This window comes from Pilosibacter sp. NGB245, from assembly GCF_057397225.1.
This window is the reverse complement of the sequence record NZ_CM171584.1, coordinates 750,686-773,756: the sequence shown is the minus strand read 5'-3', so window position 1 is coordinate 773,756 and position 23,071 is coordinate 750,686. Positions and strand designations below refer to the sequence as shown.

Annotated in this window: 15 protein-coding genes and 1 pseudogene; 4 read left to right on the top strand and 12 right to left on the bottom strand. The window is 47.7% G+C overall.

The annotated features are described in order from the left end of the window. Positions 1-221: 221 nt before the first annotated feature. Entirely contained in the window at positions 222-530 is a 309-nt protein-coding gene (locus ACXMYH_RS03440; protein ID WP_015552658.1) for an AzlD domain-containing protein, read from the bottom strand. Between the two features lie 92 nt (positions 531-622). After that, on the bottom strand, positions 623-1,432 hold the full coding sequence (locus ACXMYH_RS03435) for an AzlC family ABC transporter permease (RefSeq protein WP_215703515.1): 810 nt from the start codon (positions 1,430-1,432) through the stop codon (positions 623-625). Between the two features lie 362 nt (positions 1,433-1,794). Here ACXMYH_RS03435 and ACXMYH_RS03430 point away from each other — a divergent pair, with 362 nt between their 5' ends. Together ACXMYH_RS03430 and ACXMYH_RS03425 are read left to right on the top strand one after the other, a co-directional pair. Beyond that, entirely contained in the window at positions 1,795-2,904 is a 1,110-nt protein-coding gene (locus ACXMYH_RS03430) for an SLC13 family permease (RefSeq protein ID WP_486555540.1), read from the top strand. 241 nt (positions 2,905-3,145) lie between these two features. After that, a complete protein-coding gene (locus ACXMYH_RS03425; protein WP_486555539.1) occupies positions 3,146-3,952 on the top strand; it encodes an enoyl-CoA hydratase/isomerase family protein in 807 nt (268 codons plus the stop codon). A 100-nt stretch (positions 3,953-4,052) separates the two neighbouring features. Here ACXMYH_RS03425 and ACXMYH_RS03420 read toward each other — a convergent pair whose 3' ends face one another. From ACXMYH_RS03420 to ACXMYH_RS03380, 9 genes and pseudogenes are all read right to left on the bottom strand, one after another. Beyond that, positions 4,053-5,276: a MalY/PatB family protein gene (locus ACXMYH_RS03420; protein ID WP_118532367.1), complete on the bottom strand. Its 1,224-nt coding sequence runs from the start codon at positions 5,274-5,276 to the stop codon at positions 4,053-4,055. Between the two features lie 242 nt (positions 5,277-5,518). Continuing rightward, positions 5,519-5,620 (bottom strand): annotated as a pseudogene (locus ACXMYH_RS03415) (peptide ABC transporter ATP-binding protein); the annotation flags it as partial. Between the two features lie 379 nt (positions 5,621-5,999). Continuing rightward, positions 6,000-6,707 carry a helix-turn-helix domain-containing protein gene (locus ACXMYH_RS03410; RefSeq protein WP_118532369.1) on the bottom strand — a complete coding sequence of 236 codons (708 nt, stop codon included), beginning with the start codon at positions 6,705-6,707 and terminating at the stop codon, positions 6,000-6,002. A gap of 586 nt (positions 6,708-7,293) precedes the next feature. After that, positions 7,294-8,550, bottom strand: coding sequence for a hypothetical protein (locus ACXMYH_RS03405; RefSeq protein WP_486555538.1), 1,257 nt, complete (start codon positions 8,548-8,550; stop codon positions 7,294-7,296). A 188-nt stretch (positions 8,551-8,738) separates the two neighbouring features. Then, complete coding sequence (locus ACXMYH_RS03400) at positions 8,739-9,887, bottom strand: mandelate racemase/muconate lactonizing enzyme family protein (protein WP_486555537.1); 1,149 nt, start codon at positions 9,885-9,887, stop codon at positions 8,739-8,741. Between the two features lie 20 nt (positions 9,888-9,907). Beyond that, positions 9,908-11,197 carry an SLC13 family permease gene (locus ACXMYH_RS03395; RefSeq protein ID WP_118532377.1) on the bottom strand — a complete coding sequence of 430 codons (1,290 nt, stop codon included), beginning with the start codon at positions 11,195-11,197 and terminating at the stop codon, positions 9,908-9,910. A gap of 74 nt (positions 11,198-11,271) precedes the next feature. Continuing rightward, positions 11,272-11,898: a L(+)-tartrate dehydratase subunit beta gene (gene ttdB, locus ACXMYH_RS03390; protein WP_118532379.1), complete on the bottom strand. Its 627-nt coding sequence runs from the start codon at positions 11,896-11,898 to the stop codon at positions 11,272-11,274. Beyond that, on the bottom strand, positions 11,898-12,800 hold the full coding sequence (ttdA, locus tag ACXMYH_RS03385) for a L(+)-tartrate dehydratase subunit alpha (RefSeq protein ID WP_345941794.1): 903 nt from the start codon (positions 12,798-12,800) through the stop codon (positions 11,898-11,900). Before ttdA ends, ttdB begins: the two co-directional genes overlap by 1 nt. 232 nt (positions 12,801-13,032) lie before the next feature. Continuing rightward, positions 13,033-13,680, bottom strand: coding sequence for a GntR family transcriptional regulator (locus ACXMYH_RS03380; RefSeq protein WP_486555536.1), 648 nt, complete (start codon positions 13,678-13,680; stop codon positions 13,033-13,035). 342 nt (positions 13,681-14,022) lie between these two features. Here ACXMYH_RS03380 and ACXMYH_RS03375 point away from each other — a divergent pair, with 342 nt between their 5' ends. Continuing rightward, entirely contained in the window at positions 14,023-14,973 is a 951-nt protein-coding gene (locus ACXMYH_RS03375; RefSeq protein ID WP_486555535.1) for a 2-hydroxyacid dehydrogenase, read from the top strand. Positions 14,974-15,146: 173 nt separating this feature from the next. Then, entirely contained in the window at positions 15,147-16,286 is a 1,140-nt protein-coding gene (locus ACXMYH_RS03370; RefSeq protein WP_486555534.1) for an amidohydrolase, read from the top strand. 132 nt (positions 16,287-16,418) lie between these two features. Here ACXMYH_RS03370 and ACXMYH_RS03365 read toward each other — a convergent pair whose 3' ends face one another. After that, positions 16,419-23,054, bottom strand: coding sequence for an InlB B-repeat-containing protein (locus ACXMYH_RS03365; RefSeq protein ID WP_486555533.1), 6,636 nt, complete (start codon positions 23,052-23,054; stop codon positions 16,419-16,421). Positions 23,055-23,071 lie beyond the last annotated feature (17 nt).

Genomic DNA, 23,071 nt, shown 5'->3' with positions numbered 1-23,071 from the left:
CAATGGGATTTTATCTCATTTATTTTACAACGTTAAAACATTGGCCTGGCAGACCGCCGCATTCCGTTATTCTGCGCCATGTACTGCTTTTTTCGCGGGTTTTCACGCCCTGCAAGAATGCCGTAAATGGTATTCTAAAAAAGCAGCACGGTTCTTTGATGGATGATCAGGTACCGAAACTGCTTTTGTTTTATTAAATATATGTGTTTTATGTATTTTTACTACACTAAGAAAAATTCCGTAATGAATACCATCGCGCAGCAGATCACCGCAACGGACAGGAGACTTCTTCCGCACCACGCCGCGATGATTCCGATGACCAGCGCCAGCGCCGCCGACACCGTACTGTTTGTGGCGGAGAGGATCGCCGGGAACGTCATAACAGCTAACGTCACATATGGGACGTAATATAAGAATGACTGGATAAACTGATTTTTAATCGGTTTCCGGATCAATGTGAGCGGCAGGACACGGATCAGATATGAAACGCCCGCCATCACCGCAATATAGAGATAAATATTCTTTTCCATGTTTTTTATGTATTTCCTCTTAATTTAACGATACAGTTTTCGTAAATACTTCTTTTTCTTACAAGTAGAACTGCTTTCTACTATATATACAGTTAAGCTCCCTGTTTTGCTGCACCTGCAGAAGAATTATTTTTTCCTTCCTGGTTTTCTTCTTGAACCTCGATCTCACTGTCCTCTGCCGGATGCGGGAAGAGAATCGCTGCTGCGGATGAGAGCACAACAGTCAGGATGATCGTTCTCGTACCGCTGGAGATCGATGAGATCACCGGAAGATTCTCCGCAAGATAACTCGCCGCAAAGCTGATCGCGATGAGTCCTGCAAGGATCCGGCTCTTTCTCGCCGGCGGAATGATGATCGCAAGGAACATTCCATAGAGTGCAACACTGAATGCGCTCACAAGACGCCACGGCATCAGATTACCTGCCAGCGCACCGAGGGCTGTTCCGACAGCCCAGCCGGGAAGCGCTAATGCGATTGCCCCGTACATATACCATGGATTTAAGTAGCCCGGTCTTGCGATCGTAATTCCGAACAGCTCATCGGTAATATCAAAAGCCATGAGAAGCCTGTGGAAAAACGGCATATCCGGATCCATTCTCTGGCTCATGGCACAGCTCATCAGTAAATATCTCGCATTCGCGATCAGTGTCACGATCGCCATCTCGATATACGCAGCCCCCGCAGCGATCATCGTAAAGCCCGCGTATTCCCCTGCGGACGCGTTGCAGAGTGCGCTTGTGATCATTCCCTGAATCGGTGTCATCCCGACATTCCGCGCCACGATTCCCAGTGAAAAAGATACCGCAAAATACCCGAGCGCAATCGGCACCCCGTCCCGGGCTCCATCCCGGAATGCCCGCCGGTTTCCAACACTGGCGATTGAAAACTTGTTGTTCCCCATAATATTCCTCCCTCAAACAGAAACAGCAAACATCCTGTCCTGTTTATGCGCTGCCACCACTGTATTGTACGGAATTTTCAGGTCAGAAAATTCCTACCTGTGTGCAATGACCAAACATGTACAGTATACTCTTCTTCTTTACATTCGTAAAGTCACTGTTTATAATAATTACAGAAGTTTTGCAGTTGTTCCCATCCCGCAGGATAGGCAGTGACTCTGATCGGATTTGTCAGCTTCGCTGACCAGAATCACGCACCAAGTCTCTCGGATGTTCGACTTGAATTGCAGGGCGGCACTTTGTATACAGTTTTTTCTGTCTTTTGCCGCATGCATGATATTTATATAAGGAAGGAAATTGATCCATGTCATTCATAAAAAAAGAACCAGTCCTTTCCGCGGCAGCGGTTCTGGCGGTCCTCTCCATGTTTTTTGTCGCTCCGTCACCGGAGTATCTGTCTTACATTGACTTCCGCACTCTGGCACTCCTCTTCTCCCTGATGACGGTGGTCGCCGGGCTGAAGGAGATCGGTCTGTTCCGTTATCTCGGATCATCCCTGCTCGCCGGAATGCATTCCACACGCCAGCTTGCCTTCACCCTGACAGCACTCTGCTTTTTCTCCAGCATGCTGATCACGAACGACGTGTCCCTGATCACATTTGTCCCGTTTTCCATACTGATCTTACATATGGCAGGACTTCCGGAGCTCATGATCCCCGTGATCGTCCTGCAGACCATCGCCGCGAACCTCGGCAGCATGGCAACACCCATTGGGAATCCACAGAACCTGTATCTCTACTCTTCCTTTGGCCTCTCTGCCGGTGAGCTTGTGGGATACATGCTGCCGTTAACGGTACTCTCAGCCCTGCTGCTTGTAGCTGCCGTTTTCCTGCTGAAAAATAAAGTAATCACCCTCAGCCGGACCTCCCTTCACCAGGACGGCTGTCCCACGAAGACTTCTCTGATCTTCTATCTGGCGCTTTTTCTCGTCTGTCTGGGCTGCGTCGTTCGGATCTATTCCTGGCCGGTCATGTTTTTCATCATCCTGGCCGCTGTTCTCATAAAGGACCGCTCGTTGTTTATCCGGGTCGACTACTTTCTGCTCCTGACATTCGTCTGCTTCTTTATCTTTATCGGCAATATGGAACGGATCCCTGCGATCTCCGGACTTCTCACGAAGCTGATCTCCGGTCATGAATTTCCGGCAGGTGTTCTCTTAAGCCAGTGCATCAGCAATGTCCCCGCGGCAATCCTGCTCTCCGGCTTTACCGGTGCAGTGCGTCCTCTGCTTTTTGGTGTGAATGTCGGCGGTCTTGGGACCCTGATCGCATCCATGGCAAGCGTGATCTCCTACCGGGCCTACGCTGAGATTCCGGAAGCAAAGTCCGGAACGTACATGATGGTATTCACCCTTTACAATCTCATATTTCTCATAATTATGTGCGCGGCGGGGTGGATGCTGCTCTCTCTGTAAATCAAGTGTGCGGATGGTTAAATCATTACGTCTGTAACAGAATTTCATATTGTGATATAGAATGCAATACTTTTTCGCTTTGTGATATTGTTCAGGATTTTTCGATTCTGGACAATATTTTTTTGCAAATTTTACGTTAAAACCAGTTTCAAGGGCTTGACATTCTGCGTGAAATTCCATATAATGAAATCAGTTCCACAATATGGTATGTTGAGAGAGTAAATAGGGGAGGAGATATTCTATGGCAGACTTGATCTACGAAGTACACAACCACCTTGCACGCATCACACTGAATCGTCCGAAGCAGCTCAACTGTTTCAGCGAGGAGATGATCCGTCTCTGGACAGAAGCGTTGGAAGATGTCCGTGACAACGATGATGTATATGCACTTCTGCTTTCCGGAAGCGGAAAAGCGTTCTGCGCAGGCGGTGACGTCAAGGCAATGGCAGCCGGTGACGGATTCTTCGAAAGTCATGAAGATATCTCCTCCACAGCCCTCGCAAGAAAGAATTCACTCTGGAAGGGAATCCAAAGAATTCCGCTTCTTTTAGAAGAAATCGATAAACCGGTGGTTGCCAAGATCCATGGTGCCGCAGTCGGTGCCGGTCTTGACATGGCTCTCATGTGCGATGTGCGGATCGCCGGGGAGAACGCTTCCATGTCGGAAAGCTATTTTAATGCCGGAATTGTACCTGGTGACGGCGGAGCATATTTCCTGCCCCGTCTCGTCGGCCGGGACAAAGCTTTAGACCTGTTCTGGACAGCCCGCACATTAAAGGGAAAAGAAGCCGCAGATATGGGTCTCGTTACCCACTGCGTCCCGGATGCAGAGCTTGACGCATTTGTGGAGCAGTATATGGAGAAGCTTCTGGCAGCGCCGCAGCAGGCTATGCGCCTCACAAAACGCGCAGTCGTACAGGGTGAGCAGAGTTCTCTGCGCGCCTCCTTAGATCTTATCTCCTCTTTCATGGGAATCGTCACCGAACTCGACGACTACCGTCAGAGGACCAGCGCCCTCGTTGCGAAAATGCAGCGGAAAGCGCAGTAAAACAGCCCATCAACAATCCTTAATTTCAGATAGAAACCCATCACACAAAAAGCGGCTCGTCCCATTGCGGGAAGAACCGCTTTTTGTATTTATGTATTAACTACTTCTCTTCTCCATGATACTTCTCTGTATGTTTCGTATTGACTGCCTCGCAGATCCTCTTTAAACCTTCCTCAAGAGTTGCGCGTGGGCATGCAAGGTTCAGGCGGATAAATCCATCTGAATGCTGTACAAACATATTTCCGCCTTCGAGAAGAACGCCTGCCTTGTATGCAAAGAACAGCGGAAGAACTTCATCCGGTTCAAAATATTTGCTGAGATCTACCCAGGCAAGATACGTTGCCTCAGAAATACGGAAGGTTGCTTTTGGAAGATGCTCTTTTAAGTATTCCTGCGTAAATTCAAAGTTTCCATCAAGATAAGCACGTAACTCCTGAAGCCATGCATCTCCGCCCTCGTATGCGGCCTGGGCAGCTGCAATGCTCAATGGGTTATCAAAGTTATAATGTTTGGAAAGCCAAATGTTTTTTAATCCCTCATCACGGATCATGACATTGGAGATCATGAGACCTGCAAGGTTGAATGTCTTACTCGGCGCCATGCATGTTACAAGCTTTTTATAGTCCGGCATAACCTTTCCCAGCGGAATATGCTTCTGATCAAGCCGGAGCAGATCACAGTGGATCTCATCAGAAATCACCCACATATCGTTCTTTTCAATGATCTCACCGATTTTCTTTAACTCCTCTTCCTTCCATACACGTCCACTTGGGTTGTGAGGATTGCAGAGGATAAAGAGCGTTGTTTTCTCATCTGCCGCTTTCTTTTCAAGATCCTCATAGTCAATGGTATAGTATCCATCTGTGTTGATCAGATCGGAGCAAACAGACTCGCGGTGGCTGGCATCTGCCGCATATTTAAAATATGCATAGGATGGGGTCAGGAAAAGAACCTTTTCATCCGGTTTGCAGATATACTCAACCATCTCAAACAGAGCCGGGATAATACCGTTGGACATTACCAGTTCTTTGCGGTCGAATGTCCAGTCGTATTTGCTCTTGCACCATGCCGCGAATGCGTCATAATAGCTCTTCTCAAAAACTCTTGTGTAACCGAAAATACGCTTTTCCAGTCTCTTTTTAATTCCGTCGATGACAACATCCGGTGTGGCAAACTCCATATCCGCCACCCACATACGGATAAACTCTTCATCCTGATACGGAAATTTCATGGTCTCATCCGCATGGAAGATATAGTCACGGAAACCATCCGTGTTCATTGCATTCGTATGACGTCTGTCAATGATCTCATCAAAATTATACATATCGTTTTCCTCGCAATTTCATTATTTTTACTGTAATGATTCCTATTTATCTACTGGATTGTTACAGCCTGTCTGATCTTTTTATACTCTTCAAACTCACTGTCTGAGCAGTAGATCATGTGACCCGGGCTTACTTCGTGGTAAGATGGTCTGTTCTCATCACTGTAATTGTGAATCGACGGGTCATAATGGATTTTTACCCTTTTCTTCTCCTTGATCGGATCCGGTTCCGGAATCGCCTATAAAAGCGACCGGGTATACGGATGCAGCGGGTAGCGGAACAGCTCATCCGCATTTGCCATCTCTACAAGCTTTCCAAAGTACATAACTCCGATCCGGTCGTGGGAAAATATCATCCAGATCATACCAATACAGACTCCTGTGATCATATGGAAACGTATCGTTTTCATGGAAAGCTTTGTCATTCGTTTTCTCCTTTCCTCTTGTCGTTTTTTGCACAAAAAAGAGGGGATGCTGATCTCTTTTTGTGCAATATGCTTTGCTATGAACACATTGTACCAATCAGCATCCCCTCTGTCAAAACGCCTATTGTTTCCTCAGAATGGATTTTTTATATTTATTTTTGAATGAAAATAAACTTTTTTGACCGATCCTCCAAAATTATATCCTTCTCACCAAAAAATCCCCTAATTCTTTTTAGAATATGATTTTTAGGAAACCTGCCAGTTACATTTTTCATACTATCCGGCATTGTTTTTTCCGTCAGGTGATCGCCATCATATTGTAAAGTTTCATCACCCGGATGTCCTCTTTTGATATTTTTAAAGAGGATAAAAGTGCATCATCCTCTTTCAGTTTTTCTTTTGAGAACAGCATCTTTGCTGCGATCGGCATCATAGGTCTGGATGAAAACCCATTAAACAGTCCCCATTTTGTATCTGAATCAAGATATGACGCCAGTAACTGGGCGCTTGCCTTCTCCATCGGAGAGTCCTGATTTACAAGGTGGATATTAGTAACTGCGTTATAATGTTCCATGTATCCCCAGTATGTATTTTCACATTTCTGGTAGTGCGCGTAATCCTTAAAATTCATATACATCATAACTTTATCACGGTTTCTTTCGTCTTTTGAGAGAAGGTCAAATACACAGCGTATTAACTGATTGCTCCTTCCATCAAATATATATCCATAAAAACGGTTTCTTCCCCGAAAGAATGCCGGACAAAACTCGTTCTGCATTTCCTTTCGTTCAAATGATCGCTGTGAGAGAAGCTGCTCTACATGGACACCGATCGCGTCCGCGATCTCGTAGAGCGTTTCAACGTCCACGGCAATCTCTCCTTTTTCATATTTCGAGATCGTTGATTTACTTTTGCAGATCTTTTCCGAAAGTTCGTCCTGCGTAAGATTCTTCGCTTTTCTGTAGTTTCTTATAAGTCCTCCGATCTCCCGGTTTAATTCCGACATTGTCTTCCCTTCCTTTCCCGTAATAGTACCGCCAGCGGTCCCTGCTCTTCATCTCTTTCTGTGTTATTGCAAGTGTCGTTAAAATCCAGATTTTGATAAAATATGACTGTTTTCTTTCCTTTTCCCTTTATTTTAGCACAATACTACTTTAAATTCTATTCCAAATGTAAAATTTTTGCAAAAAGTTTCTTTTAAAGAAACTATTGGGATTTTGACTTTCTTCTCTGAAATCATTAAACTGGAGATATCTTAAACGAAAAGGAGATTCGCCATGCTGTGTATTAAAAATGGTACCCTTCATACCGCAGTTTCAAAAGAACTGGTTTTGGCTGATATTCTTATTGATGCCGGTCCTTGAACATAAAATCCCATTAAAGGCTCATGCACACCAGGCAAACGATATTTTCAATGCGATCCGTGTCGCAAAAGAGTTTGGTCTTGATATCACTCTGGAGCATGTCACTGAAGGTCATCTCATTGTAGATGAGCTTGTAAAAGAAAACTTTCTTTATAATTTTGCTTCCTCAATATTCATTATATAGCCCCCTCCCTGGTCTTTCCAAGGCGGGGGGCTGGTTTATCGTATTTAGCGAGTCCGCTCCTCTTCCATCACCTCATGGACCTTCTTGCGGATCATCGCCGCCTGATGCGGCGTAAGTGTTCCACCTCCCATTCCCCAGGTGTGGGAGACAGGCACAAAGTCTGCTTTCGGCATCTCTCCGAAAACAATTTCAAAGCAGACGCAGGCAGAAATATAATTTCCAAGATTATTCTGGTGTCCAAAATCTCCTGTTTTCTCTTCTGCGAGATATGGATCTCCGATTCCACACTTCACGACTTCATGATATGCTCTCACCACCGGTGCCAGCAGGATTCCCTTATTTTCCGGTTCTTCACAGAGATGTCGGTACCACTCCATATTTCTCTCCACCATCTCCTGCTCCGACAGGGTCAGCTGATATCTCCATCCATCCCGTTCATACCAGTCTCCCACATTTCCTATTTTCCATGGTTTCGCTGTCTTATCCCGGAAAAATCCATACTGATAAGCATGAGGTGCCCACAGAACCATCTTCGCGTGTTTTTCTTCTGCCCTTTTCTTCAGGATTCTGACTGCCTTCTCCATATTTTCCCGCAGAGAATAGTCCTCTGCTCCCGGCTTTCCGCTATGGGTTGACAAAGCCTCATCACTGTTTCCCGCAAAAAAGCAAAAATCATATTCCTCATTCGCGTCTAATACCTTTTGGCACTGCTCAGCACGTTCCATGCTCTCCGGGATCAGTCCCGCATACTGGGCAAGTCCCGTTCCTCCCCAGTAGCTGTATGCCACCTGCGCATGGTATCCGTCCGCCTCCGCCATCTGACGAAAATATTCATATGTACTGTCCCAGAGTCCCGTAAAGCTGTTTCCGGTGAAAGCCACTCTCGGTCCGTCCGCAATATAACTTAATGTTACTTCTGCTGCCGGATCCTCAGACACCCAGGTATGGGACCGCTGCCATGTTTTCCTTTTTTCTTCATCTCTCCATACAAGCGCATGAAAGGGTTCTCCACAATAAATTCCCGATTTTTCATCATACAGTCCCGGATCTATGATCTGTTCTTTTCCTTCATAAAAGGAAGCCGCATGAAACGGAGGGATATTTTCTGTACGATCTCCGCTCTTCCATGTTTCATGCGCCTCGATTCTCCCGATAAACTCTGTCCGTTTTTTTCCAGCGTATTCTGTTGTTACCGTAATATTCCCGACACGGAACGTGTTATGATTTGCGACCTGGATTTCTATTTCTTTATCTTTTCTATATGTTACTGTCATTTCCAGATTATCATAACTATATCTCATAGATGATCTCCTTCCTGCAATTGCCCTTTGTGGCTGATTGATTCCCCGCTTACCCTGTCTCTGTGTCTTAGAATAAGACAACAGCCGCCTCTGAGATCAGGGACGGCTGTCGATTGCAACCGCCTACAATTCTAAGCAGTTACTAAAAATAAGGGGTATATGAAAAATTATATAATGAGGGGGCTAAATCACATATCTTTGACAGAACCGTCAAAGTACCGTTTTGCGGAGTTGCTTCCACGCTCATGAAGCGGATAAAGCTCCGATGCGTTCTCCGAAAGTTCCACACCGATACCAGGTTTGGATGGGATTTCCAGATAACCATCCTTGAATTTTAACGGTTCCTTCACCATTGCATCTTCCTGACCATTCAGGCAGAATCCCGGGAGCTCCTGAATTCCAAGGTTTGGGATGCTCGCGCAGATCTGCAGGCAGGCTGCCGTGGATACCGGTCCCAGCGGATTGTGCGGGATCACGAGAACATCATGCGCCTCCGCGATCGCCGCCACCTTCTTTGCAGTGGTGATCCCGCCGATCGCGCATACATCCGGTCGGACATACTGTGCTGCATGGCGGCTCATCAGGACCTCAAATTCCCTGAGACTCGTGAAGCGTTCCCCTGTTGCGATCGGCACACCGATCTTCGCTGCGACTTCTGCCATTGTATCATAATTATCCGGCGTCACCGGATCCTCCAATACCATCGGGCGGTACGGCTCCACAGCGCGTCCGAATGCAACTGCCTCCGGAAGTGTCATTCCGCGGTGTGCTTCCAGGATAAAGTCGAAATCATATCCCACTGCTTCCCTGCAGATCTTTACTTTTTCAAGCTCCATCCCGATCCGGCCGGAGAAATACTCATCATGACCGTCTCTTAATGACTTGTCGTTTCCGTTTACAAAGATCTTCGCAGCTGTAAATCCCTGTTTTTTCAGGTCGATATACCACTTTGCAAGCTCCTTCGGATCTTTGTCCCGCACCATCGGGGATGCATAGACGCGGACCTTGTCTCTTGTGAGACCGCCAAGCAGCTCATAGACCGGAACGCCGAGTGCCTTTCCTTTGATATCCCACAGCGCGATATCGATCGCTGAGATCGCACTCATCACGACAGATCCCCGGAAATAAACAGACCGGTAAAAATTCTGATTGAAATCTTCGATCCGGAATGGATCTTTTCCTATTAAATATTCTTTGAACTTTTCGATCGCCGCAGCTGTCGCCATCAGGTAACCCCAGTTGCCCGCCTCACCGAGCCCGACGATCCCTTCATCCGTGTAAACCTGGACGAAAAGATAATGCTTCGCAAAAATCAGTTTCACATCTGTGATCTTCATTGTTTTTCCTCCTGACAGACTTAGAACGCCGGATATACCGTCATTGTGTAGAAAATGTTCACGACTGCGAGCAAAATACAGATCAGCCAGCCGCTCTTAAAGAGTGCCTTCAGGTCATATCCGCCTTCTCCCATGCACATGGCAACAGCCGGAGTCGCCATCGGAGTCATGAAAGCAGTCTGACAAGCGGATGCCACGCACATGACGAGTCCCATCGGCGCAGCCCCCAGGGACTGGCAGGTCAGAAGACAGATCGGGATAAATACTGCCTGGACAGAACGGTTTAACATAAACTGGGTCATCAGGAACGGAATTACAAAGAACAGTGCTCCGAGAAGGTAATTGTTGTGGGTTCCTCCGACTGCTGCAGCAAGCCATCCCCCGATCGCCTCGCCTGCTCCGGTGTTCACAAGACCATTTCCCAGGGCGAGCGCTCCTGCGTAGAGGATCAGCATTTCCCACGGGATCTCTGACAGTGCTTTTTTCTGATCTACAACTCCGAACATTGCCATGAGGATGCTTCCCGCGAGTGCGATCCACCAGGACGCAATGTGAAGCTGTGTGGAGAAGATCAGACCGAGCATGGTGACGATGAAGATCACGATTCCGATCCTGTCAACGGTCGGCGATAATTTGCTGGAGATATCTTTCTGCTCCTCGATCTCGGCCAGATCGGAGACCGCCTGCTGCGGACACATCTTCGGTCCGATCGTCATCGCCCAGATCAGGCAGAGGATGATCACCGGGAATCTCGCGAAGAAAAAGCTGATCGGGGTAAATTCCAGCCCGGTGAACTGATATGTCTCGAGATATCCGTTAAACTCTCCCGCTTTCTGGATCGAAGTCGGAAGCGGAAGTGCAAAACAGCAGGCAACCACGATCACCATCAGCGGGAAAATGTATTTTGAACGGCTGTATCCCGTCCTGTCACATAATGCGCAGAGGAGCGGACCAATGATCGCGTAGACCACCATCGGGCTGTTCATAAAGTTTGTCAGGAGCACTCCCAGCAGGAGATATCCGAAATATACCTTCATAAAAGAACCATTTGTCAGCTTCAGGAGCCAGTCACACATCAGTTTTACAAGAGATGTGCGGCGGAATCCCGACGCCACCATGAAACAGGCGCCCATCAGGATCGTGTTGACATTTGCGAATCCCCCAAGTGCTCCGTTCGCATCCACACACCCGGTAATGTAAAGTGCGCTGAGTGATAAAAGTGCCGTGACCCACATCGGGATCTTGTTGATGATATAGCTCAAAAGTGTCAGTGCAAAAATGACCATACAGATGACCAGTTTGTTATCCATCTTGTACTCCCCCGTATTATCTGAACCTGCAGCGATCTATGGAAGCATCTCTTTGATCTGCTGCTTTCTTCCAGTTATTTGATGAAACTTACCTGCGGATAGATTTCCTCTAACGCCTTGTCTTTTTTCTCATTAAATGTAACCTTATTTTCCTCGAAGAGATTTCTTCCGTCCGGATCGATCGAAACGATGAGCGGTCCCAGTTCGTTTACCTCACAGTGCCACAGCGTTTCCGGCATTCCGAGATCCCTCCACTGTGCCTCCACGATCCTCTCTACATGAGTCGCAGCCACAACCGCGCATCCGGCCGGGAATACACAGTGGATCGCTTTGAAATTCTTACATGCACATTCCGTATTCGGTCCCATTCCGCCTTTTCCGATGATCACGCGAACCCCGGTCTGTTCCACAAACTCTTTTTCAAACTTTTCCATTCTCATACTTGTCGTCGGTCCGATGGAAACCATCTCAAACTGGTCATTTTCAAGCGGCCGGATGATCGGTCCGGCATGGAAGATCGCTGCATCCTTTACATCGACCGGGAGTTCCCTGTGCTCTTCCACGAGACGGCGGTGTGCCACATCACGGCAGGTCGTCATGCTTCCGTTTAAATATACGATATCACCGACATGGATTCCTTCCAGATCCTCAGCGCTGATCGGTGTTGTCAGAATTTTTTTTCCGTTCTTTACCTCAACCATTATAAAGTCACCTCCGAATGTGTTGTGATCGTGTAATTTAAGTCTTTATCAAAGATAATGTGTCCGCGGCGGTGGGACCAGCATCCAACATTTACTGCTACACCAATGGCAGATGGATGTCTTGCGGTATTCTCGATATTAACACCCATAACAGATGCTTTTCCGCCCATTCCCTGCGGTCCGAGACCGATATCATTGATACCTTTTTCAAGAAGTGCTTCCATCTTTGCGGCGCGCTCATTCTCATTGTGGCTTCCGATCGGACGCATCAGTGCTTTCTTGGAAAGAAGTGCTGCGGTCTCGACAGATGTTGCGACGCCGACGCCAACAAGAAGCGGAGGACATGCATTTAAGCCATAGCTTGTCATAACGTCAAGGACGAATTTCGCGACGCCCTCATATCCGGCACCTGGCATTAAAACCATCGCCTTTCCAGGAAGTGTGCATCCGCCGCCTGCCATGTAGACATAGATCTCACACTGGTCGCTGTTCGGGACGATATCCCAGAATACGGTCGGTGTTCCTTTTCCGACGTTCTTTCCGGTGTTGTACTCATCAAAAGTCTCGACACTGTTGTGGCGGAGCGGGGCATCCACAGTCGCACGGACAACCGCTTCCTTTAAAAGGACTTCCAGATCATCGATCAGCGGGAACTTTGTTCCGCATTTTACCCAGAACTGGATCACGCCGGTATCCTGACAGCTCGGTCTGTTTAACTCAGAGGCTAATCTCTGGTTTAAGTTCATTGTCTCATAGATGGACTTTGCAAGCGGGTTTGTCTCCGCCTCTGCTAATTCTGAAATTTTTGCCTTTACATCGTCCGGGAGATGCTTTCCGATATAGTCCGTAAAATGGGCGATATATGTGGTAAGTTTCTCCACCTGCTCCTCTCTGTTCATCATATAACCTCCTTAAAATTTTTTGACTGTCCGTGCTTTAATTTTGACTTCCGGCAGCCATTTGCTTTTCGTCTGCATGTTGATTTCTTGTATTTGATATTTTATTTTTTATCATGTATACAATTTATGCATTTAAAATAAAACAGTATGATGAAAAAGTCAATACCAATTTTACTTTTTCATCATACTGTCTAATTTGTAGCTTATGTTTTTGTGCATTATAGATAAATTGTATTTATTCTCTGTACCGTGTCAGCATATCCTCCAGGCTTCTCCTGATATGTTTCTCCATCTGAGTTCTCGCGGTCTCCGCGTCCTTCGCCGCAATCGCCTCATAAATTTTCTTATGTTCCGCAAACGATTTCTTCGCGTACTCCCTCTCCGTCGTCTGGACTCCCATGGAAAGTCCATTCCAGAGTTCTGAGAGCATTGTCACAAGCTTCTCATTCCCCGACGCATTCCAGATCTCGTAATGGAACGACTGGTTCATATCCGAATATCTGCTGCTGTCTCCGGAAGCGATCATCTCCTCCGATACCTTCAGACAGTTTTGCAGGGCAGAGAGATCTGCCCCGGTTTCCACGCAGAGCACACAGGCGTACCCTTCAAGCACAGCCCGGATCTGATAGTGATCCTGCAGCGTCTTTTCCGTAACCCCTAAAACGGTGGCTCCTTTATTCTGTTTCAGCTCTAAAAGCCCATCCCTCGCGAGGATCTGAAATGCCTCCCGCACTGGAGTGATCGACACCCCAAGCTCCTGAGCCGTCGCCTCGAGCGCCAGCGTCTCGCCTTCCTTAATCTGTCTCGATATGATCGCCTTTCTGAGCGCCGAAGCAACCCGCTCCCTCGCAGGCATCAGTTTTACCGGTTTTAATCCAAGCATATGATTCCATCCATTTCAAATATTATGGCATAAGTATACTTCCGAAATCCGGACAGCGCAAGTAGCTTCACGCTAATTTCCAGCACTTAGGCAGTGGCATATTTCCCATTTACTGTCTCACAGGCCCATTTAAGTTTTTCCGGAAGTATCGCTCCCTGACACACAAGTTTCAGACGGATAAAACCTTCGGAATCCCCATCAGACCACGACAATACTAAAACGATTCACATAACCTATAACCACAAACTCTTTATTGTCACATTTCAAAAACCGATATATAATGGATATAGCGCCAAAGCACGCACAATTTTCTTATTATCATTTTCACAGGAGGATTTACCCATGAGCGACAAGACCGTCGTATTAAACGCAAAAAAAATGAACTTTGACGGAAAGCTCGACTTTTCTGTTCTCTCTTCCGACGTGACCGTCTACGATGATACCACACCGGAACAGCTCTTGGAGCGCATTGAGGGCGCTGATATTATCGTCACAAAGGAGATGCCGGTAAACGGTGACCTTATCCGCAAATTTCCAGCTTCCGTAAAGCTGATCTGTGAGGCCGGTACCGGATACAACAATCTGGATCTTGATGCCGCAAGGGAGAAGGGGATCACCGTCTGCAATATCCCGGCATACAGCTCCGAGCGCGTAGCCCACACAGCGATCATGATGATCTTAAATTTAAGCTCCACCATGCAGGTCCAGATGAAAATGCTGGCAAACGGAAACCATGATAACTTTACGAAAAATCTCCAGGTTCCGCACGTTGAGGTAAACGGAAAGACTTTAGGAATCATCGGTGCCGGACATATCGGAAAGACTGTAATGAAGATTGCAAAAGCTCTTGATATGAATATTCTCGTGTATACAAGAACACCGAGAGCCGACGAAGACGGCATCCGCTATGTGGATCTTGAGACAGTCTTAAAGAACAGTGACTATGTTTCCCTGCACTGCCCGTTAACTCCGCAGACAAAGCATATGATCAATAAAGAGACTCTTGCGCTCATGAAGCCGACCGCATTCCTGATCAATACCTCCCGCGGTGCTCTCATCGATGAACCGGCTCTGATCGAAGCGCTTGAAAAGCACCAGATCGCAGGCGCAGGCCTCGACGTCCAGGAAACTGAGCCGCCGAAAGCCAACAACCCGCTCTACACCCTCGACAACGTGATCCTCACCCCGCATATGGGCTGGAAGGGGCTTGAGACAAGACAGCGCCTTGTTTCCATCCTTGCCGGAAATGTAAAGGGATTCCTTGAGGGAACACCGGTAAATGTAGTTTCATAACTCAAATATAAGGAACTTTTCATCTTTTAAGATGAAATAGTTCCTTTTTTTTATTACTGTTTGCGCAAAGCGTGAATCGTAACTTTTTTTAACTACTGTACAGAAAGAATCCTTGAAATATTCTCGCAATTCATGTATGATGGAGCTATGATTTGAAAAGAGGAGGAATTCCCATGATTTGTATCAAGAACGGAACACTTCACACAGCGGTATCAAAGGAAACTTTTATCGCTGACATCCTGATCGACGGCGGAAAGATCGTGAAGATCGGAAAAGATCTCTCTGCTGACGGTGCTGAGGTTATAGACGCCACCGGACTCCAGGTTTATCCGGGATTTGTTGAGGCCCACTGCCATATCGGTCTTGACGGCTACGGGATCGGCTACGAGGGGCATGACTACAACGAACTGAATGACCCGGTAACTCCACAGGTACAGGCGATCGACGGAATCAACCCGTTTGACCCGTGTATGAAGATGGCCGCGAAAGCCGGTGTTACCTGCTTCGCAACCGGTCCAGGCAGCTCCAACTCCATTGGCGGAACCTTCGCTGCTATCAAAACGGTTGGAACCCGTGTTGACAATATGATCGTAAAATTTCCGATCGCTATGAAATGCGCTTTCGGTGAAAACCCGAAACGCTGCTACCAGAAACAGGGAATCTCCAGCCGTATGACAAATGCCGCAAAGATCCGCGAGGCTTTAAATAAAGCGAAGGTTTACAAGGCAAAGATCGAGGCGGCCGGTGATGATGCTTCCAAGCTTCCGGCTTACGACCAGAAGTCCGAAGCTCTGATCCCGGTATTAAACCATGAGATCCCGTTAAAAGCTCATGCCCATCAGGCAAACGATATCTTCACTGCGATCCGTATCGCGAAAGAATTCGGTGTCGGCCTGACTCTGGAGCACGTGACAGAGGGCCATATGATCGTGGATGAACTCGCGAAGGAAAATCTCCCGCTCGCGGTAGGTCCGACCTTCGGACATGCCTCCAAATTTGAGCTCCAGAATAAGACCTGGGAGACACCTGGCATTCTCGCGAAAGCCGGATGTCATGTTTCCATCATCACAGATGCGCCGGTAACTCCGCTCCACTACCTGCCGCTCTGCGCAGGGCTCGCTATCAAAGCCGGTATGGACGAGTATGAGGCACTCCGCGCCGTAACCATCAACCCGGCCGAGCATATCGGCATCGCTGACCGCGTCGGTTCTCTGGAAGAAGGAAAAGACGCCGATGTTGTCATTGTTGACGGCTGCCCGTTTGATGTGACAGGTGTGATCCAGCATGTTTTGATCAATGGTGAAGAAGTTTAATGAGACTGCCTTTCATTGATTATTTCTCTGAATTTTTAGATTCATAAATGATAAAAACTCCCTCTCTGCGCGTTTATCCCATAAACTGCAAAGAGGGAGTTTTCTCACTTCACCTGGCTGTTCTCTTATTTATTATTTTGTCTTTCCGTCCCAGCTGCCATCTTCCGTCACAAAATACTCATCCGGCGTTTTTCTTCCGATAAACATCATTCCTCTTGTTCCATCAGAAACCGGATTGAAGAAATACCATCTTTCATTGATGAGTACCCAGCCAGTCTGCATTCCGGAATTTTCGTCCATATAGAACCAGCCCCTATAACCGGCATCATAGAAAAGTCCAACACGCAGATATCCCTGCTCATCAAATGTATACCAGCTTCCGTTGATCAGTTCCCACTGATGCTCAACCGTCTGCATATTATCGTGCTCTCCCACGATCATCTTTCCTGCCGCATAACTGCCATCGCTGTATCTCAGCCACCAGCCATTCTTATCCTTCATCCAATGGCTGTGTCCATCGTTTACCGCTTTGTTCGCAGCGCCCGGGATAATTCCCTTTACAGGATCAATATATCCCTTTTTACTGTCACGGCTGATATCCGGCTTTCTTTCACTGATCTCCGGTTTGGAAGAGTCTGAACTGGATGAACCAGTTCCACTTCCTGGTCTTGAGCCATTGTTTTCTCCGGAATTTCCACCATCTCCAGGCTTTGTGCCGTTATCTTCTCCAGCATTTCCGCCATCTCCAGGCTTTGTGCCGTTGTCTCCTCCAGTATTCCCGCCATCTCCGGGCTTCTCCGGTCCGTCCACAGGCGGCTTTTCTGCCAGTTTCGGAGTTCTTCCGGAAACCTCCGCCGCAGGTCCCGCATTTTCTGTCTCCGTCTCCTTCAGACGGATCCATCCGTGATACAGGGTATCCGGCTGGCAGTCATCTTTCCGGTTGTTGTCTGACCAGGTGGTACCGTCAAAACTGTACTCTGCGCCCTCAACAGCCCCGATCTCAGCTGTGAATGTTTTTTCATCATCATTCAGCTGGAACGTAATCGTTCCCGCAATCGGATGCTGCTCATTCTTGTCATTCAGAGAGATTACGACCTGAATATCCGGTATCTCATAGTTTTCCGTAAGAACGCCACTGACCCGGATCACTGCTGATGCTCCGATCTGTGATCTGTCATTCTTCTTCAGCGCGAATTTTAACTGCGTCCCCTCTACGGCAATTTTCTCTTCCAGGATGCCGGACTCATCAGATATAATATCGGCATTTCCGCCAGAAATCTCTCCACAGTCTTCCGGGAATCCGGAAAGAACGATCTCCTGCTCTCCGCTTATTCCATAGCTGTACGCCTCAGAGATCTCCGGAACAGAGGGCGCTTCGGCTTTTTTGATGCTCTGTCCATCAAGAATGAACTTTCCTGCTTGATCCAGAACGTAATTCTTTGCATTTTCCGTATCGGATAAGGAAACCTCTACAAAAGCTTTTTTATCTGTTCCCGCATTTGCATCTTCAAATTCTGCTGCTGCAGAATAATCCTTTGACTCCAGAGTATCTCCGTTTGCAAGACCGCCAAAGCTTACTGATCTCACATTCACGTCAGTTCTTCCGTCATAGATTTTTTCCTCCAGTACAATGCCCGCCACAATCACCGTTTTGGGAATAATATTCCAGGAAGAAATATTCTCTCCTTTCTGTGAGTCATCCTCATAAAAAGCTTTTACAAGATAACTTCCCACTGTTTTCGGTGCTTCCGTACCCCATGTATTTCCACCATCCACACTGTACGTGTAAGCCCATGTCTCATCTCCATCCACATTTCCCGCAAATGTTCCCTTCGGAACTGGTGAGCTGCCATATTCCACATCAGGTACCGTCACAGATATCTGCTTATCCACGATCGTTTTGTCTGCCACTGTCACCGTTTTTGTCTCGGAAGTTTCAATATATCTGCCATCAACAGCAGCTGTTTTCGCCGTGATCGTGATGATCGTCCCGACAGCGGTCCCAATAGGGATCTGGATCTCATTTCCTGAAGCAGTCTGCTCAGCTCCATCCCCGATCTGATAAGAAATTCGGATCTCCGGTACATCCTCAAGTGCAGGAGAAAACGCATTTTTCGCTTTTGCCGAAACAGTTATCCGCTTTCCTGCAACCTGCGTCTCCCGGTCAAGCTCCATAGTGAGATCTGGTTTTGCCGCCGAAACAGTAACCGAAACTTCTTTTTCAGTCGCTCCCGTGTAGTTTTTCGTATCCTCCGGGGTAAATACTACTGCGCAGGATGTATCTGGATAAAGTACAGAATCTGGATCCTTAAAGCTCCATTTTCCATCCACGATCATCTGCTTCTGCCCTGATATATAATTTGGATTGATCACCTTTCCTCCAGAGATCACCGCATCTTTCAGGGACTGTCCATACTGAATATTTACCACAGGATCCTCCTCGACTCTCGGAGTTGCCGGCAAAACTTTAATCTTAATTTTATTGTAGATCGTCTCATACGTATCGCGGTACTCTGGCTTTGGCGTAAAGTGGCACAGAGCTTCATCTGTTCCCACTTCCGGCCATGCGACATCAAAACCAAAGTCGCCAGGTATAGCTCCATATTCTCCGCCCTGCAGTCCGGCATTTGATGCCCGTTGACCATAATGGATCTCCCTTATAGCTTCCGGCCATTTTACAATCTGTGGATTACGTTTTTTTACAGCCACTGAGATCTGTCCACTCTTGACCCGGAATCCGTTTCCGTAATATTCCGCATAGATCTCATGTGTTCCCAACGGGAGAAGTTCTTTTTCGATCTTAAACGATGTTTCGCCTCCCGTTGATGTGATCGGACTTCCCACCGCGGCTTTATCTACATAAAACCGGATCTGTCCACTCATTCCTTCCGGAACCGTCATCACAGCCAAAACAGAATCTCCAACTTCAATTTCTTCTGAAGTAACCGCAAGACCTGTCTGGATCTGTTTCACTGTTACCTTGGCGGATGCAGTTTTATTATATGACCTTAAGCTCGCTGTCACGCTGAGCGTTTCCGCTTTCTCATCCGCACCCACCGTCAGGATTCCCAGCGAACTGATCTTTGTATCGCTGCTGGTATTTCCGGATACACGCCAGTCCACCGTCGGATCTTTTGCTTTTTTAACAGCTGCGGTAAACTGTTTTGAACTTCCAGGATACATTACCTCCGTCTCCGGCGTCAGTGAGATCGAAGCGGTCTCTCCGCTCTCATCGGCCTGAAAATAAATGACCGCGCAGCGTCCCATCCTTGTGGTCTTCTGATTGATCTCCTGCGCTGTAACCTTCTCATCTGCGGAACTCAGTCCGTGCATGATCAGCGCTTTCTGATCAATAGAAAACTCCACATCATCATTTTTTGAGCCTGCCCCGACACCGCTGGTCGTATTTTCGCCAGAGCTCCTGCTTCCTCCCTTTGCGTCTGTCCTTCCGCCGGTGATCGTTATCCTGCTCTTCGCCCAGCTATTATATCCGATTCCGATACCGGCAGAGCCCTGGCCTCCGACAGCCTTTACGGTTCCGCCGGAAATACTGATATTGACATTTCCGCCTGCCTGGCTTGCGCTTCCGATGCCGGCACCTCCCCAGCCGCCGTCAGCTTCCACGGTACCTCCTTCGATCGAAATGGAGAAATTTTTGTTTTGTACACGCGCGTCTCCGCCGATTCCTGCCGCTTCATATTCACCTTTAGCGATAACTGTTCCGCCTTTTACAGTAATGGAACCTCCTCTGATTCCGGCATGATTGATCTCGCCAGACTTATTTCCTTCTGCACGCAGTGTTCCCGCAGAGCTTCCATCCCCCTGAATGCTCGTGATCGTGAGATAAGAATTGTCCTGCACATACACACAGTTCGATTTTTTGGAACACATGGAGTTTTCCCCATCCAGGATCAACGTCACATTTGCTTCATTCCTGATCCTGAGCGCATAGTCTCCATTCACTTTTACGCTATGGAGCGTAATTACAGGTGTTCCGCCCTGAACCGTGATCTGGTTTCCAGTCGTCTCAATGCCCTCTTTCAGGGAGATCTCGTATTTTCCGCTGCCCGTTATGGTCAGTGTTTCGTTCTCATATTTATAATCTGTTCCCAGGATTCCGCCGCTCACGATGAAGTCACCGGTGAGTCCTTCGCCCTTATACTGGGCTGTGACCACAGCATCTTCTGATCCGATCGTGAATTTTGTCGTGCTGCTGTAGCAGTTTTCAAAGGTTCCTGAGCCAGAATCCAGCGTCCATGATGAAAATTCTGATCCCGCCGGTAGAAATGCCGTGATCTCGATTACATCTCCAGTTCTATATGCTCCGCTTCCAGTTCCATTATTTACCGTGAGGCTGTGCCCGGAAACATAGACCGCCTTTACGGACAGGCTGCTGTTTACTTTAAGCTGTGCCGTTTTCTGACTGGCCGTTCCGTTTAAGAATTCTCCGTTTCCGTTCGTGATCTCCCAGCGATCGAAACATAATTTATCCGAAGATTTATCTTTCGCTGTGATCGTGACAGTACTTCCCGGCGCATAGTTTGCCTGTTCCGGGGTGATGGTTCCGTCAGCAACTGTAACAGAATATCCACCTGTATAGTTCGCCTTGATCTCTGTATCCACATCGGACATCGTAAATGTTGTTCCGGAAGACAGAGGATCACCAAACGTTCCGCTTCCATTTTCAACCGTCCATCCTGCAAAATACAAGGTTCCTCCGGCTCCATCCTCGATCTTGGCACTCGCACTGATCGGCACTTTCTCACCCTCCGCAAAATTGGACTCTGTTGAAACGATCGTTCCTCCCGTAACAGTAAGATTATGCGGTGTTCCAAACTTTACACGCATATACGTCTCTGACGCGGGCTCATATTTTCCTTCCCCGCGCAGCCCGAGAGCCGCGCTTCCCGGAGCTGAGTTTCCTGTATACAGTGTCGCTGTTTTTCCATTTTCAGGCGCTATCGTGATAGGACTCTGACAGATTTTTCCTGTGTCTCCGGACACCGTCGCTGTGACATTTCCTCCTGTGATCCGGATATTCGGCACCGGATTAACATAAAGGTCTGTCGATCCAATACAATAACCGCCACCGCTCTTGATCAGATTTACATTTCCGCCGGAAATGACCAGGTTATCTGCACTCCCTGTACTTGCGTTGCCGGCAGCACCAGCTCCCAGACAGGTTCCATCTCCATTTGACCGCAGGGTCAGATCACCGCCGGAGATCGTAATATTTTTTCCTACCGGCACAGAATTTACATAGCAGCTGCCACCGATCGCCGCAGACCCGGAGCCGGCTGTGGCATCCAGACTTCCGCTTCCTGTTATCTCCAGCGGAGTCCCATGATTATCGATCGCCGCCGCAAGCTCAGCGCCCTTAAGAATATTTCTGCCCTCCAGCTCTAAGGTCACTTTTTCAAGTCCCGCATCGATATCAATTGCAGGAACCTTCGGTGCCTTCGGATAAATATTGAGCTGTTTCAAAGTAACGGTACAGCTGCTCTTGATCTCAATAAATTCACTTGTCGCTGTCCCAGAATCTTTCATTGTAACTGTATATGGACCAGTTCCGGCGATCTCAACTCTTCCGTTTCCAAAATAGGTAACGCCTTCTTCCGGAGTAACGGTAAGCTTCCCATTTCGTGTCTGTTCTCCATAGCTGATCTTCACACGTCTTCCCTGATACTTGATGGTCTGCTCATTTCCAATATTGACCGTGTATGTTTTGGTTGGATCAACTCCAAGAAATTCTGCCGTTGCTTTTTCTTTTTCGCTGGCTTTCAATGTAAAACTATTTTCCGTACCATCGACCGTCTCTGGACCGATTGCAACAGCCTTCACTATACTGTTATACTCTCCGCCCCGTGCCTCTACATCTCCACCGGAAATCACAACAGTTCCCGATGTTCCCTTATATCCACCACCGATTCCAGCTCCAACAGATGCTGCGGCATAAACGGATCCACCAGCGATTGTAATCGTATCACCGCCAATTCCCGCCGAACCAGATCCGATTCCGGCTCCACTGTCCGATTCCGTTCCTTTTTCCGGACCGTTATCTGTCAATCTCATTCCGGAACAAGCTGCCACCGTTCCGCTTTCGATCGTGATCTTGCCATGTCCCTCTCTGCTGTTTCCCCCGATTCCCGCTCCATAAGCGCGCGCAAACGAATACAGGACATCCTGATCAGATCCTGCCCGGATCGTCAGGCTGCTTCCTTCCGGCACATGGATCGCCGCGCCGGAGTTGCTGACTGTATACAGGTTATTCCTTCCGGAGAGAACCAGCGTCACATCCGCTCCCTTTTCAAGTTCAATACAGGACATTTGAACTGTATTCGCATTTGCGGTTTCAATTGACACACCCTTTAAAGTGATCGTCGCAGAAACACCCTCCTTCACCGTGATCACATGATCCGTTCCAGTCGTCTTTTTATATGTGCCGCTGATCGTGTAATCGCCATCCCGATCAATGATCACTTCCCCATTCTTCAGATCATACTCCTTTGCGGCACTCAATGTCCTGAGAAGCGCATTGGAGTCCGATGCCTTAAGCTTCAATAATTCATCTTTTTTCGCCCTCTGCGGTTTTCTCACCGTGTCTGACTGTGTCGCTTTCTCCTTCACTGCATCACTCGCCGTATATACTTCAAAATCAGTATCCGGTCGAATCATAGCTGATTCCGCATACACTGGTGATATGATCGTGGATCCCACCATCACTGCCGTCAATAATCCTGCCATCCATCTTCTAAAATTATATCTCATGCGATCCGCCTCCCTCT

Bases quoted from the DNA above. Each gene is read 5' to 3' on its own strand.
- ACXMYH_RS03375 (WP_486555535.1), top strand. From the start codon at position 14,023: ATGAGCGACAAGACCGTCGTATTAAACGCAAAAAAAATGAACTTTGAC.
- ttdB (WP_118532379.1), bottom strand. From the start codon at position 11,898: ATGGTTGAGGTAAAGAACGGAAAAAAAATTCTGACAACACCGATCAGC.
- ACXMYH_RS03420 (WP_118532367.1), bottom strand. From the start codon at position 5,276: ATGTATAATTTTGATGAGATCATTGACAGACGTCATACGAATGCAATG.
- ttdA (WP_345941794.1), bottom strand. From the start codon at position 12,800: ATGATGAACAGAGAGGAGCAGGTGGAGAAACTTACCACATATATCGCC.
- ACXMYH_RS03405 (WP_486555538.1), bottom strand. From the start codon at position 8,550: ATGAGATATAGTTATGATAATCTGGAAATGACAGTAACATATAGAAAA.
- ACXMYH_RS03430 (WP_486555540.1), top strand. From the start codon at position 1,795: ATGTCATTCATAAAAAAAGAACCAGTCCTTTCCGCGGCAGCGGTTCTG.
- ACXMYH_RS03440 (WP_015552658.1), bottom strand. From the start codon at position 530: ATGGAAAAGAATATTTATCTCTATATTGCGGTGATGGCGGGCGTTTCA.
- ACXMYH_RS03365 (WP_486555533.1), bottom strand. From the start codon at position 23,054: ATGAGATATAATTTTAGAAGATGGATGGCAGGATTATTGACGGCAGTG.
- ACXMYH_RS03425 (WP_486555539.1), top strand. From the start codon at position 3,146: ATGGCAGACTTGATCTACGAAGTACACAACCACCTTGCACGCATCACA.
- ACXMYH_RS03435 (WP_215703515.1), bottom strand. From the start codon at position 1,432: ATGGGGAACAACAAGTTTTCAATCGCCAGTGTTGGAAACCGGCGGGCA.
- ACXMYH_RS03395 (WP_118532377.1), bottom strand. From the start codon at position 11,197: ATGGATAACAAACTGGTCATCTGTATGGTCATTTTTGCACTGACACTT.
- ACXMYH_RS03370 (WP_486555534.1), top strand. From the start codon at position 15,147: ATGATTTGTATCAAGAACGGAACACTTCACACAGCGGTATCAAAGGAA.
- ACXMYH_RS03400 (WP_486555537.1), bottom strand. From the start codon at position 9,887: ATGAAGATCACAGATGTGAAACTGATTTTTGCGAAGCATTATCTTTTC.
- ACXMYH_RS03380 (WP_486555536.1), bottom strand. From the start codon at position 13,680: ATGCTTGGATTAAAACCGGTAAAACTGATGCCTGCGAGGGAGCGGGTT.
- ACXMYH_RS03410 (WP_118532369.1), bottom strand. From the start codon at position 6,707: ATGTCGGAATTAAACCGGGAGATCGGAGGACTTATAAGAAACTACAGA.